Here is a 13276-nt window from a genome sequence, read left to right on the forward strand (position 1 = left end):
TTGCACCTCTATCGTACACGAGCAATGTTACAATCAAATAAGTGCTTTGGCACGAGGAGGGTATTATTAATGGAAAACGGAACAGTTAAATGGTTCAACGCTGAAAAAGGATTTGGTTTTATCTCACGTGAAGATGGAAGCGACGTATTCGTACATTTTTCAGCAATCCAAGGTGACGGATTCAAAACATTAGAAGAAGGTCAAGCAGTTACTTTTGACGTAGAAGATTCAGATCGTGGCCCACAAGCTACAAACGTTGAAAAAGCGTAATCTATACGAAAATATACTGTTATGAGGCTTGCTTCGTCATGGAGCGAACCAAATAATTGATGACAGAGGTTGAAACCAACGTGTTTCCCTCGAAAAATAAGATGAGACCCACAAAAATTGTTCTTTCACATTTTTGTGGGTCTCGCTTTTTTTTCTATAAAAATCTGGGAGTAGGACATTAGTTCTCACCACCTAAAACCGAATAAACGGCGGGAACAGAAGAACCGCTTCGATAAACAAGGCGCCAGCTACAAAAATTTGAAGAACAAATTTCGTGGCTGGCGCCTTGTTTATCGAGGTTGAACACTTATGTCGCAACCTCGGTTTTAAGTTAGTTTTGATCCGGTGTCATCACCATAGGGATGATCATTGGATGTCTTTCTGTACGATCGAACAAGTAAGGTTGTAATGCACCGACCATCGCTTCTTTTAATTTATGCTCCGAACAGTCGGGGGCATTTAGCACATCACGCAATGCGTGGAACAAAATACGTTGTGCTTCATTGATCATATCCCCTGATTCACGCATATAGACGAAGCCACGAGAAAGGATATCTGGTCCAGCTAGAATCTCTTTTTTCTTGATATCGACAGTTGTCACTGCAAGAACGAGTCCTTCTTCTGAAAGTAAATGACGATCTCGTAAAACAACATTACCGATATCACCGATTCCACTGCCATCGATATACACATCGCCAGCGACGAATTTTCCAGCTAAACGAGCAGAATCACTTGTCAATGCTAATACATCACCGTTTTCCATGATAAAACAATTCTCAGCTGGTACACCTGTGTCTTGTGCAAGAGAGGCATGGATCTTCAACATCCGAAACTCACCATGCACCGGTACAAAATATTTTGGCTTCATCAAACGAAGCATCAATTTTTGTTCTTCTTGACCACCATGACCAGATGTGTGGATATTATTGATTTTTCCATGAATTACTTCAGCACCAGCTTCAGACAATAAGTTGATCAAGTGGTTCACACTTGTTGTATTACCTGGGATCGGTGAGCTAGAAAAAATCACCGTATCATCTGGTTGGATTTGGATTTGACGATGGGTACCATTCGCAATGCGGCTCAATGCAGCCATTGGTTCACCTTGCGAACCTGTACATAGGATCATTGTTTCATTTGCAGGCAAACGATTGATTTCATGCGCATCGACAAAGGTACCGTCAGGCACTTTGATGTAGCCGAGACGTTGTCCGTTGACGATCGCATTTTCCATACTACGCCCGAAAACAGCAATTTTTCTACCCGTTGCTACAGCGGCTTCCGCTGCTTGTTGTAGACGGAAGATATTGGAAGCAAAGCTAGCAAAAATGATCCGACCTTCGATTTTCTCAAATATTTTCAAAATAGAAAGGCCAATCGTTTTTTCTGATTTCGTAAACGTTGGAATCTCTGCATTGGTACTATCTGAAAGGAGGCAAAGAACGCCTTCTTCTCCGATACGAGCCATTTTATGCAAATTTGCTGGTTCTCCTACAGGTGTAAAATCGAATTTGAAATCTCCAGTAGCCACGATGTTACCAGAAGGTGTTTTGACAACCACACCTAAAGCATCCGGAATACTATGGGTCGTTCGGAAAAAGCTGACGGATGTTTTTCTGAAACGGATCACAGTGTCTTCATTGATTTCATTTAGCACAGCGTCACGAAGTAAGCCATGTTCGTCCAGTTTATTTGTGATCAAAGCTAAAGCTAGAGGGCCAGCGTAGATCGGGATATTTGCTTGCTTTAATAAGTAAGGTATCCCACCAATATGGTCTTCGTGTCCATGAGTGATTACTAATGCTTTGATTTTGTGTATGTTTTGTACGATATAGTTGTAATCAGGAATGACGTAGTCAATGCCAAGCAGTTCATCTTCTGGAAACTTGATTCCAGCGTCGATGATAATGATTTCATCTTGGAATTGTACCCCATACGTATTTTTCCCGATTTCACCTAATCCACCAATCGCAAAGACGCCTGTCTCATTATTTTTGATGGAAAGTTTCATCTTAAAACTCCACTAATGTGAATGCTGGGTTTTCTTTTTCGTATTCTAGATGGTTACCTTCTAGAAGTTGTACGAATTCGATATTGTATGGGGTATTTTCTTCCACTCGTTGGCGTGCTTCAACATCGCTGTTTGCTTCGATGTATAGCGATTGTGTTTCTTCACGTTTTGGGTTACGGATTTTTGACTCTTGATAATAAACTTTGTAAATCATGGTTTATGTCTCCTTTATCTGCTTAAAGCAGTAATTTAGCGTATTTTTTGGACAACACAAAACGAGGGGACAAGCCACCTGTGTTTTTTTATACTTTAAGAAAAATACTTGATTCTCCTTAAAGAGACAAGCCTCGCATTTGCTTATCCAATTGGAATATTTTTTACTCGGATCCTCTGTATGAAACATACAATAGTTAATTGCTATTCTAGCATAAATCAAGAGATAAGTATAGAAAACGGTCACTGTAAAATGAAAAAAACGTACGAAGAGAAAATATTTTTCAGAAAAATTTCTTTTTAAAAAATGTAGTGTTCTATAAAGTAGTAGATTGTGCTACTATTGAAAGTAATGGCAAGATAGAATATTTAAAGGAGATGATAAAGTGAAGTTAATGTGGCATTACACCATGCGCTACAAAAAATATTTGGTGTTGAATTTTATTTGTGTGTTCGGTTTTATTCTGATCGAACTAGGTCTACCAACTATTTTAGCACGCATGATCGATGTTGGAATCCTCAACGATGATTTTGACTATGTGAAACAACAAGGACTATTGATGATCGTGATCACTGTGATCGGGATCATAATGAATATATTTTTAGGTTATTTTGGGTCAAGGATCACGACGAATATCGTTGCAGACATTCGTGATGATCTGTTCAAACATATCCAAACGTATTCACATCAAGAATATGAAACACTAGGCGTATCATCATTGATCACTCGTACGACCAATGATGCGTATCAAATCATGTTGTTTCTACAAAATATTTTAAGAATCGGTTTTATGGCACCGATGATGTTTGTTGTTAGTTTGTATATGGTTATGCGAACAAGTCCATCTCTTGGTTTATACGTGATTGGTGCATTGCCATTCTTATTATTAGCTGTTGTTGGGATTGCTAAATTTTCTGAACCTTTATCAAAAATCCAACAAAAGAATTTAGACAGAATCAATAGTATCTTACGTGAAAACCTATCAGGTCTACGCGTTATCCGCGCGTTTGTAAATGAAAAATTCGAAGAAAAAAGATTTGAAAAAGTCAACGAAAACTATGCTTCAAGTTCTAAAAGTCTCTTTCGCTTAATGGCAGTTGCCCAACCTGGCTTTTTCTTTTTATTCAATATCGTGATGATTTTGATTATTTGGAGTGGTACGCTACAAATTGCAGATGGACAGTTGCAAGTAGGGAATCTAATTGCTTTTATTGAATATATTTTCCACGCGTTGTTTTCATTTATGTTGTTTGCGAGTGTGTTTATGATGTATCCACGAGCAGCAGTCTCTGCTAGTCGTATCCAAGAAGCTTTAAATGCTACTCCTGCTATTGTTGAAGATCCAAATGGCATATCGGAAACAAAAACGAAAGGCTACATTGAATTTAAAAATGTGACCTTCGCGTACCCTGGACACTCGCAAGAACCAGTGATCCGTAACGTCAGCTTTACTGCTTCACCTGGTGAAACAGTGGCATTTATTGGTAGTACAGGTAGTGGGAAGTCTACATTGATCCAATTGATTCCACGTTTTTATGATGTTACGCATGGTGAGATCCTAATTGACGGCGTAGATGTGCGTAAGTACAAGTTGAGTAAACTAAGACAAAAAATCGGGTTTATTCCACAGAAAGCACTATTGTTTACTGGGACGATCGCTGAAAACTTGAGATACGGAAAAGAAGATGCAACGCAAGAGGAAATGGAACGTGCGGCTGATATTGCGCAGGCGACTGATTTTATTTCTAAAAAAGCGGACGGTTATGATGAACATCTTTCTGAAGGGGGCGCAAACTTCTCAGGTGGGCAGAAACAAAGGTTAGCCATTGCTCGGGCAATCATCCGCCGACCAGAAATCTATATTTTCGATGATAGTTTTTCAGCACTTGATTATCAAACGGATGCAAAACTTCGTGCAAGATTGAAAAAAGAAACAACTGAATCAACCGTATTGATTGTTGCCCAACGTGTGGGTACGATCATGCACGCCGATAAGATCATCGTATTAAATGAAGGAGAAGTAGTAGGTATGGGCACACATCGTGAACTACTAGAAAATTGTCCGATTTATTACGACATTGCCGCTTCTCAATTATCGAAGGAGGAACTAGCATGAAAAAAACCTTCGCTTCTTTTAAACGTTTAGCTCGCTATATCCGTCCTTACCGATTGACGTTTATCTTAGTGCTACTATTTACATTTTTAACGGTGGCTTTCAATGCGGCATTGCCTTATGTCGTCGGGCTTCCAACAACAGAAATCAGCAAAAATCTAGTGAATAATGAGGCAATCAATTTTTCTTATATCATCAACTGTTTGATTTGGATCGCGGTGGTTGGTACAGGTTATAGTATTTCTCAATTGCTTTCTGGGGTATTGATGACAAATGTTGTTCAGAGTGCCATGAAAGACTTGCGTAGAGATATTGAAGAAAAAATCAATCGTTTGCCGGTTTCTTATTTCGATAAAAATCAACAAGGAAATATTTTATCTCGTGTAACGAATGATGTAGATGCAGTTAGTGGAGCCTTGCAACAAGCCTTTATCGGTATTGTCAATGCTATTTTGGGCATCACGATGGCAGCAGCGATGATGTTTTATATCCAACCGGTCATGGCGTTGATTTCAATGATCATGATTCCAGCGTCAATTTGGATATCTAAACGAGTGATCAATGCTTCTCAAAAATATTTCCAAGAAATGCAAAATTCTTTAGGTGAATTAAATGGCTATGTTCAGGAAAACATGACTGGATTCAGTGTGTTAAAAGTATACGGTCGTGAGAAAGAAACATTTGAAGGATTTCATAAGGTCAACCATAGCTTGAAACATTTTGGGTTTCGAGCAGCCTTTATTTCTGGATTGATGATGCCATTAGTACAATTAACTGCCTACGCTACGTATATCGGTATGGCAGTTTTGGGAAGCTTTTATGTAATTTCTGGAGTCATTGTGGTTGGGCAATTACAAGCCTTTATCCAATATATTTGGCAAATCAGCCAACCAATGGGTAATGTGACGCAATTATCTTCCGTATTGCAAAGTGCATCCGCAGCCACGAAACGGGTATTTGAGATTTTAGATGAACCTGAGGAAAAAGAAAATAAGACCGATGTTCCTTTGCCAGAAACGATCCATGGAAATGTTTCGTTTGAACATGTCGATTTTGCTTATGATCCGAAGAAACCTTTGATCCAAGACTTGAACTTTGAGGTGAAAGCTGGACAAATGGTGGCAGTTGTCGGACCGACGGGCGCTGGGAAAACAACATTGATCAACTTATTGATGCGTTTTTATGATGTGACGCATGGCGCGATCAAAATTGATGGTATTGATACGAAAGCGATGAGCCGAAGTGATGTTCGTTCCATGTTTGGGATGGTACTGCAAGATGCCTGGTTGTACGAAGGAACGATTGCCGACAACATTCGTTTTGGTAAATTAGATGCAACGGATTATGAGATCGTTGATGCAGCGAAAACAGCGAATGTCGATCATTTTATCCGAACGATGCCTGATGGTTATGAAATGGAGATCAATTCAGAAGGAGACAATGTCTCGTTGGGACAAAAACAATTGCTGACGATTGCTCGTGCGGTTGTTTCCGATCCGAAGATATTGATTCTGGATGAGGCGACTAGTTCCGTTGATACGAGACTAGAGGCGTTGATCCAAAAAGCCATGGATAAAGTCATGGAAGGACGAACGAGTTTTGTGATCGCTCACCGTCTATCAACGATCCGTGAAGCCGATCTGATCTTAGTGATGGATCAAGGTCAAATCATTGAAAAAGGAACACATGAAAGTTTATTAGCAAAAGGCGGTTTCTATGAGAAACTTTATAACAGCCAATTTGCTGAAGCAGCGGAATAATGAAAAGAGGTTTCTAGGGGCGAACAGCCTTCTAGGACCTTTTTTCTTCAATAAATGAAAAGAGGGAAAAAGATGGCAAGGTTTATAGCAGATAATGCAACGGTTATCGGTGATGTAGAATTAGGAGAAGATGTCACAGTTTGGTACCAAGCAGTGGTTCGTGGCGACAGCAATTGGATCAAGATCGGTAAAGGAACCAATATACAAGACGGAACAGTCATACACGTTGATCATGATGCCCCAGTAGAAATTGCTGAAAATGTCACAGTCGGACACCAATGTATGCTGCATGGTTGTAAAATCGAAAAGGGTGCGTTGATCGGTATGGGAGCAACTGTTTTGAACCATGCAGTCATCGGTGAGAATAGTTTGATCGGAGCAGGCTCACTTGTGACAGAAGGAAAAATCATCCCACCGAATGTTTTAGCTTTTGGTCGACCAGCCAAGGTAATCCGTCCGTTAACAGAAGAAGAAATCCAAAAAAATAAACAGAATATCACGCATTATATCGAAATGGGACAAAAACATGCAGATGGATTCTTCAAAGAATGGCAACAATCGTTTTAACACATGTTTTTACAGCAAAAAAAGAAGGTCTGTCATCCAAGGATGAAGGCCTTCTTTTTTGATCTTGATAGGTTGATTAGCTTAATGAAGCACTGTTTTCCATGACTTCATCGATCAAGCCATATGCTTTGGCTTGTTCAGCAGTCATATAGTTGTCACGATCTGTGTCTTTTTCAATCACTTCGATTGGTTGACCAGTACGTTCCGCTAAGATTTTATTCAAACGTTCGCGGGTTTGTAAGATATGACGTGCAGCGATCTCGATTTCTGTTGCTTGTCCTTGTGCGCCACCAAGTGGTTGGTGGATCATGATTTCAGCATTTGGTAAAGCAAATCGTTTTCCTTTTGTTCCGGCAGTCAATAAGAAACTTCCCATTGAAGCAGCCATCCCCATAACGATTGTTTGGACATCTGCTTTGACAAAATTCATTGTGTCATAGATGGCCATTCCAGCAGTCACAGAACCACCAGGTGAGTTGATATAGATGTAAATGTCTTTTTCAGAATCTTGTGCATCTAGAAATAGCAATTGTGCGATGATTGAGTTTGCTAGATCATCTGTTACTTGTCCACTCAACATGATGATGCGGTCTTTCAATAAACGTGAGTAAATATCGTAGGCTCTTTCCCCACGTGAGGATTGTTCAATAACTGTAGGAATTAAATTCATAATAAGGTTCCTCCTTGATTTGTTTAGAAATAGTGTAACATAAATTGATTTTGATTACCTACAAAGTAGTATACATTTTTGGTCAATAAAGGTCAAATGAAAAAACTTTCCGAGAGCTAGTCTCATAAAGTGAGTTTATGTTATGATAAAAAAGAAATCAATAAGAAGGAGGAACCGTAATTGGTAATTGCTATCACAGGTTTTATCGGTGTATTAGTAGGAGCGATCTTAGTCTACTTAGGGATGGCGATCCAAATGCGTCATCTTGAGAATAAAGAGCAACGTAGACGCGAATTGGAACTGAAAGTCAAAGAAATCGAAACACTGAATCAATTAAATAAAAAAATCAATGAGATTCTCCAAAAGCGTGCGAGCTTGTTGGAAGAATATGTCAGCTTTGATGCTTTTGACGATTGTTATATCACAATCGATGACTTTGCGTATTTGCAATCATTTTCTGCACAAAATAATTTTTATTTACCAAATTATATTTTAGATGAATTATTCCAAAATATCGCTCATCGTAAAGTGATTCTTTCACCGGATGAAACGATGAAGATCGGCGGCTATGCTTACAAAGGTGGGCGTGTCATTTTGGAAAATTTCACAGATAATTTGACCGCAATGATCAATGAGAAAAAATCCCAGTTGAAAAATACAACGAGACAACCAATCGGCTTTTTCTCAAAAGATGATGTGTGGAGCTAAACAAAACATATTGTTTACTCAAGGATAAGAGAAACTAAACATTTTGATAAAGTAAAAGTTTGGGCACTTACAACGAGTCCAAGCTTTTTCTTTTTTGTTCCTGTGGTAAAATAGGGATGATCGGAGTGAGGACTATGGTACAGATTTATGCACATCGAGGAAGTAAAGGAACCCATCCGGAAAATACATTGCCCGCCTTTTCTGAAGCAGTAAGAGTGGGGGCGGATGGGATCGAGCTAGATGTCCATCTTAGTAAGGACGGTCAACTGATTGTTATCCATGATGAAACCGTTGATCGAACAACCAATGGCAAAGGCCTTGTTCGAGAAAAGACTCTCGAAGAGCTGAAAAAATTGAATGCAGGCAGTTGGTTTAGTAAAGATTTCCCAGCAGCGAAAATCCCTGCGCTAAAAGAAGTACTCTCGCTACTTCTCCAAAAAAATTATCGAGGAACATTGATGATCGAAATCAAAACGGACAAGTATGAGTATGAAGGGATCGAAGCACAAGTATCTGAACTTATGACAAAAAATGAGTGGCCGTTTCGTCATGCTTATTGTAGTTTCAACCTTCGTTCCTTAGAACGTTTATCCGTCATCGAACCAGACGCACAACTGGATCTTTTAATGAGTGATTCAATGAAAAAATTAGATCTAGCTAAGACCTTACCTTTTATTGAAGGTCTTCACCCTAAAGCAACTTGGGCATTTGCGCATCCTCAGGAAATACAGGAGTTTCCAAAGCGTATTCGTCTTTGGACAGTCAATACGACAGAAGAGCTTGAAAGAGGATTAAAGGAACCTGTGGATGCACTCATCACAGACTTTCCTGAACGTGCTTGGTATGTTAAACAATTAATGAAAAAGTAGGAGCCATATGGAAAAAGTATTAGTGATCGTAGGACCCACAGCAGTTGGTAAAACAGCGTTAAGTGTGACACTTGCCCAAAAATTCAACGGCGAGATCATCAGTGGAGATTCCTTACAAATTTATAAACATCTGGATATCGGTACGGCAAAAATCAAGCCAACTGAAATGATGGGGATTCCTCATCATTTGATTGATGTGATCGAGCCAGACCAGCAGTATTCGGCAGCGGATTTTCAACAGGCAGGTCGCAAGTTGATCAAGGAAATCACCGAAAGAGGACATTTGCCGATCATCGTTGGTGGCACCGGTTTATATATTCAATCGTTATTGTACGATTTTCAATTAGGAGCAAATGAAGAAACGGATGCTACTGTTCGAGAGAAATATGAAAAAATGGCTGAAGAACTAGGAAAAGAAAAACTTTGGGCTTATTTGAATGAACGCGATCCGCTTGCAGCGGGGAAAATCCATTGGAATAATCAGCGAAAAGTGATTCGCGCATTAGAAGTATTTGAGACAACAGGCTATAGTATCATGGCACCGAAAGATAGACCTGAGTGCTTGTATGATTATTATATGGTCGGTCTGGATACGGAGCGTGAGTTCCTTTATAGTAGAATCAACCAACGAGTGGATCAAATGCTCACAGAGGGATTGATTGCAGAAGCAAGAAAGGTCTATGAATTAGGGGCGGTTCAAGCCAGTCAAGGGATCGGCTATAAAGAATTCTTTCCTTATTTTGAAGAAAACATCACTCTAGATGAGGCAGTCGAACAAATCAAATTGAACTCTCGGCGCTATGCCAAACGACAACTGACTTGGTTTCGTAATCGTTTGACGGCGAATTGGTTTGATCTATTAAAAGAACCGACAGATCTTGCAAACATCGAAAGTGCCATCGAAGGTTGGTTAAAAGAGGCTAACAACAGTTAACTAGTATCTATAAAAATCTATAAATATATAGTCTTTATTATCGATATGTAGGATGCTCATATTGGGGTGAAAACGATGACTATGTATTCAATAGGAGAATTAGGAAAACAAAGAGGCGTAACACCACAAACCTTAAGAAACTAGGATAAAAAAGGTGGATTGACACCTGCTCATGTTTTGCAAGGTGGTACTCGTTATTATTCTGAAGAACAACGAAATCAATTTTAGGAATCGCTGAAAGAAAGCAACCTAAGCGAAGAACTATTGGCTATTGTAGAGGCAGTTCAAACAAAAAGATGACTTAGAACGTCAGATTGAGAATGTAAAAACTTACATGATTGCATGAGGATATCCCAAGTGTTAAATCAGTTGATAGATCGAATGACCAACGGAGAAATAGCGAAGAAAATGATTTAGGAGTTGATGGAAGATGATACGGGCCAGGAAAATAAGGCTACGCCCGACGAAAGAGCAAGAAAAACAATTGTGGCAATCAAGCGGAACAGCTCGCTGGATATTTAACTGGACACTAAAGATGCAAGAAATGAACCATCGATTTGGCGGGAAATTTATCGCCAACAATCATTTACGAAAGCATATTACTAAAATCAAAAAACGTCCTAAGTATGGTTGGCTGAACGATGTTTCCAACAACATTGCGAAACAGGCAGTAAAAGATGCTTGCGATGCCTACAAAAAATGGTTTGGTGGTAGGACAGGCAAAAGTCGTTTAAAGGCTGAAAAGCCAAGGTTGAAGTCAAGGAAGAAGACGAAACCAGCTTTTTACAATGACAACTTCAAGCTGAAAGTGAAAGCAAAATCAGTTTTACTTGAAAAAATTGGTTGGGTGAAAACCAGCGAACAACTCCCAAGGAATACAAAGTATTTTAATCCACGAATTAGTTTTGATGGCAAGTACTGGTATCTTTCAGTGGGGATTGAAAAAGAGAAGTTAGAACAGAACTTAACAGGTGAGATACTGGGAATTGACCTGGGTATCAAAGACTTAGCGACTGTTTCCAATGGAAGAGTCTACCAAAATATTAATAAAACAAAAAAAGTGAAAAAAATTGAGAAACGACTACGTCGGTTACAGCGTACAGTTTCTCGAAAATACGAGATGAATAAGGAGGGAAACCGATTTGTCAAAACGTGTAACATCTATAAATTAGAAAAGGAAATTCGGTATACACATCGAAAACTAGCAAATATTCGTCAGAACTACATCCATCAAACAACGACAGAGATCGTGAAAACCAAACCATCAAAAATCGTTATCGAAACATTGAATGTAAGAGGAATGATGAAGAATAAGCATCTAGCGAAATCAGTTGCACAACAAAAATTCTATGAGTTCAAACGCCAACTTCAATATAAATGTGAAGGGTATGGAATTGAATTAGTAGAAGCAGATCGATTCTATCCAAGCTCCAAACTATGCCATGAATGTGGGCATAAGAAAGTAGACTTGAAATTGTCTGACCGCACCTATCATTGTGAAGAATGCGGATATACAGCGGATAGAGATTATCATGCAAGTTTAAATTTAGCTAGTTATATTGCTTGATCTACGAGCTTCTACTGAAACGAAAAACATAGAGTAGGTAGGATTCGTTGTATCCGAATTGACGCCTGTGGAGTGTTAGAACAAACGAGAGTAGCGAGGAAGTGGCAAAATCGGACACGTAGAAACAGGAAATAAACATCAATCTGACAACTTTGATAGTTGGTTAGAAATATTTATAGATTTTTGGCAACGGTGAGCGCGTGAAAGAAGCAAAAGAAAAAGTAATCATTGTTGGTGTAGAAACGGAAGAAAATCAGCGATATTTTGCTGAATCAATGAAAGAATTGGAACAATTGATCGATACAGCAGCTGGTGAAGTCGTATATAGACTCACGCAAAAGCGCCCTCAAGTAGATCGGCAAACGCTGATCGGTAAAGGAAAGCTTCAAGAATTGACCCAATTAGCAGATGCTTACGAGGCAGATCTTGTCATATTCAACCACGAATTGACTCCGCGTCAAAGTCAGCTGATTACCGATGCGGTAGGGGCGCCGGTCATTGATCGAGTCCAATTGATCTTGGATATCTTTGCGATGCGTGCGCGATCTAAAGAAGGGAAACTGCAAGTCGAATTGGCGCAATTGCAATACCTACTACCTCGTCTCGCTGGACAAGGTGAGTCGCTTTCTCGTCTTGGTGGTGGGATCGGTACAAGGGGACCAGGAGAAACGAAACTGGAAACGGATCGTCGGCATATCCGCAACAAGATCTTAGGCGTAAAAAGAGAGCTAAAAGCAGTGGAGGCCCATCGAGAACGTAATCGGCAAAAAAGACAAAGTAGCGAAGTGTTTCAAATTGGTTTGATCGGTTACACAAATGCGGGTAAATCAACAATCCTTAATTTATTGACGCAAGCTGAATCATATGCGAAAGATCAACTATTTGCCACCCTTGATCCGCTGACGAAAAAATGGCGTTTTGCGGAAGGATTCGAATTGACTGTAACGGATACCGTTGGTTTTATCCAAGATCTGCCCACCCAGTTGATTGATGCGTTCCATTCAACCCTTGAAGAAAGTCAAGGGATGGATCTCTTGCTTCATGTTGTCGATGCAAGTTCTTCTGATCGAATCTTGCAAGAACAAACAGTTTTAAAGTTGATGGACGAGTTAGATATGAAAGAAATGCCTGTATTGACTGTCTATAATAAATCAGACCAGATCGACACAGCAGGATTTACACCGACTTTATTTCCGAATGTCTTGATTTCTGCTCAGACACAAGAGGGGAAAGAACGCTTGATCGAGGCCATCAAACGGCAATTGATGGAGTTGATGCTTCCTTATACGAAAATTGTGCCGAGTGATCAAGGACAAACATTAAGTGAGTTGAGACGGCAGACACTTGTATTAGATGAACACTTCATTGAAGAACAAAATAGCTATGAAGTACGTGGGTTTGCGAATAAAAATTCAAAATGGCTAAAAAAAGATGAGTTATTTTAAAAATGAAATAATAAGAAAAAACGAGCTTGATCGACTTCATATAGAAGTGGATCAAGTTTTTTTATAAAAAAAACTGCTCCCTATGTAAGAAAACCTAACATGAGAGGTTGACAGTCTTTTTTGTGATTGGTATACTTTATTCAATTGA

12 protein-coding genes are annotated in these 13276 nt (G+C 39.4%); 9 read left to right on the forward strand and 3 right to left on the reverse strand.

Translation table 11 applies throughout. The annotated features are described in order from the left end of the window. The first annotated feature begins 69 nt into the window (after positions 1-69). Positions 70-270: a cold-shock protein gene (locus IGJ14_RS03450; protein ID WP_010736076.1), complete on the forward strand. Its 201-nt coding sequence runs from the start codon at positions 70-72 to the stop codon at positions 268-270. A 331-nt stretch (positions 271-601) separates the two neighbouring features. Here IGJ14_RS03450 and rnjA read toward each other — a convergent pair whose 3' ends face one another. Together rnjA and IGJ14_RS03460 are read right to left on the reverse strand one after the other, a co-directional pair. Further along, positions 602-2281 (reverse strand): ribonuclease J1, encoded by a 1680-nt coding sequence (rnjA, locus tag IGJ14_RS03455; protein ID WP_010736075.1) that lies wholly within the window; start codon positions 2279-2281, stop codon positions 602-604. 1 nt (position 2282) lies between these two features. Next, positions 2283-2495 (reverse strand): DNA-directed RNA polymerase subunit epsilon, encoded by a 213-nt coding sequence (locus IGJ14_RS03460; protein WP_010736074.1) that lies wholly within the window; start codon positions 2493-2495, stop codon positions 2283-2285. A 385-nt stretch (positions 2496-2880) separates the two neighbouring features. Here IGJ14_RS03460 and efrA point away from each other — a divergent pair, with 385 nt between their 5' ends. The 3 genes from efrA to IGJ14_RS03475 all read left to right on the forward strand — a co-directional run bounded on the left by efrA (position 2881) and on the right by IGJ14_RS03475 (position 6935). After that, positions 2881-4611 (forward strand): multidrug efflux ABC transporter subunit EfrA, encoded by a 1731-nt coding sequence (gene efrA / locus IGJ14_RS03465; RefSeq protein WP_029593997.1) that lies wholly within the window; start codon positions 2881-2883, stop codon positions 4609-4611. Further along, a complete protein-coding gene (gene efrB / locus IGJ14_RS03470) occupies positions 4608-6368 on the forward strand; it encodes a multidrug efflux ABC transporter subunit EfrB (RefSeq protein ID WP_062805557.1) in 1761 nt (586 codons plus the stop codon). The genes efrA and efrB overlap by 4 nt, the downstream gene beginning before the upstream one ends. A 72-nt stretch (positions 6369-6440) precedes the next feature. Further along, the gene (locus IGJ14_RS03475) at positions 6441-6935 is read left to right on the forward strand and encodes a gamma carbonic anhydrase family protein (protein WP_019722962.1); all 495 of its coding nucleotides are present in this window, start codon (positions 6441-6443) and stop codon (positions 6933-6935) included. Between the two features lie 76 nt (positions 6936-7011). On the opposite strand, the gene clpP is transcribed toward IGJ14_RS03475, so the two are convergent. Continuing rightward, positions 7012-7605, reverse strand: a complete 594-nt coding sequence (clpP, locus tag IGJ14_RS03480) for an ATP-dependent Clp endopeptidase proteolytic subunit ClpP (RefSeq protein ID WP_010736070.1) — start codon at positions 7603-7605, stop codon at positions 7012-7014. A 243-nt stretch (positions 7606-7848) separates the two neighbouring features. Here clpP and IGJ14_RS03485 point away from each other — a divergent pair, with 243 nt between their 5' ends. The 5 genes from IGJ14_RS03485 (at position 7849) to hflX (ending at position 13128) form a co-directional block, all read left to right on the forward strand. Beyond that, on the forward strand, positions 7849-8313 hold the full coding sequence (locus IGJ14_RS03485; RefSeq protein ID WP_371740687.1) for a hypothetical protein: 465 nt from the start codon (positions 7849-7851) through the stop codon (positions 8311-8313). A 134-nt stretch (positions 8314-8447) separates the two neighbouring features. Continuing rightward, entirely contained in the window at positions 8448-9182 is a 735-nt protein-coding gene (locus IGJ14_RS03490) for a glycerophosphodiester phosphodiesterase (protein WP_034689101.1), read from the forward strand. A gap of 7 nt (positions 9183-9189) precedes the next feature. Further along, a complete protein-coding gene (miaA, locus tag IGJ14_RS03495; RefSeq protein WP_195475897.1) occupies positions 9190-10116 on the forward strand; it encodes a tRNA (adenosine(37)-N6)-dimethylallyltransferase MiaA in 927 nt (308 codons plus the stop codon). 430 nt (positions 10117-10546) lie between these two features. Then, positions 10547-11683, forward strand: a complete 1137-nt coding sequence (locus IGJ14_RS03500) for an RNA-guided endonuclease InsQ/TnpB family protein (protein ID WP_065096106.1) — start codon at positions 10547-10549, stop codon at positions 11681-11683. Between the two features lie 200 nt (positions 11684-11883). After that, a complete protein-coding gene (gene hflX, locus IGJ14_RS03505; protein ID WP_108145667.1) occupies positions 11884-13128 on the forward strand; it encodes a GTPase HflX in 1245 nt (414 codons plus the stop codon). Positions 13129-13276 lie beyond the last annotated feature (148 nt).

Origin of the sequence: Enterococcus sp. DIV1304_2 (assembly GCF_050555445.1) — a bacterium.
Taxonomy (GTDB): domain Bacteria; phylum Bacillota; class Bacilli; order Lactobacillales; family Enterococcaceae; genus Enterococcus_B; species Enterococcus_B pernyi.

What these genes read in the sequence shown, in the direction of transcription:
- IGJ14_RS03450 (WP_010736076.1), top strand. Translation starts at nt 70, where the DNA reads ATGGAAAACGGAACAGTTAAATGGTTCAACGCTGAAAAAGGATTTGGT.
- rnjA (WP_010736075.1), bottom strand. Translation starts at nt 2,281, where the DNA reads ATGAAACTTTCCATCAAAAATAATGAGACAGGCGTCTTTGCGATTGGT.
- IGJ14_RS03460 (WP_010736074.1), bottom strand. Translation starts at nt 2,495, where the DNA reads ATGATTTACAAAGTTTATTATCAAGAGTCAAAAATCCGTAACCCAAAA.
- efrB (WP_062805557.1), top strand. Translation starts at nt 4,608, where the DNA reads ATGAAAAAAACCTTCGCTTCTTTTAAACGTTTAGCTCGCTATATCCGT.
- IGJ14_RS03475 (WP_019722962.1), top strand. Translation starts at nt 6,441, where the DNA reads ATGGCAAGGTTTATAGCAGATAATGCAACGGTTATCGGTGATGTAGAA.
- clpP (WP_010736070.1), bottom strand. Translation starts at nt 7,605, where the DNA reads ATGAATTTAATTCCTACAGTTATTGAACAATCCTCACGTGGGGAAAGA.
- IGJ14_RS03485 (WP_371740687.1), top strand. Translation starts at nt 7,849, where the DNA reads ATGGCGATCCAAATGCGTCATCTTGAGAATAAAGAGCAACGTAGACGC.
- IGJ14_RS03490 (WP_034689101.1), top strand. Translation starts at nt 8,448, where the DNA reads ATGGTACAGATTTATGCACATCGAGGAAGTAAAGGAACCCATCCGGAA.
- miaA (WP_195475897.1), top strand. Translation starts at nt 9,190, where the DNA reads ATGGAAAAAGTATTAGTGATCGTAGGACCCACAGCAGTTGGTAAAACA.
- IGJ14_RS03500 (WP_065096106.1), top strand. Translation starts at nt 10,547, where the DNA reads ATGATACGGGCCAGGAAAATAAGGCTACGCCCGACGAAAGAGCAAGAA.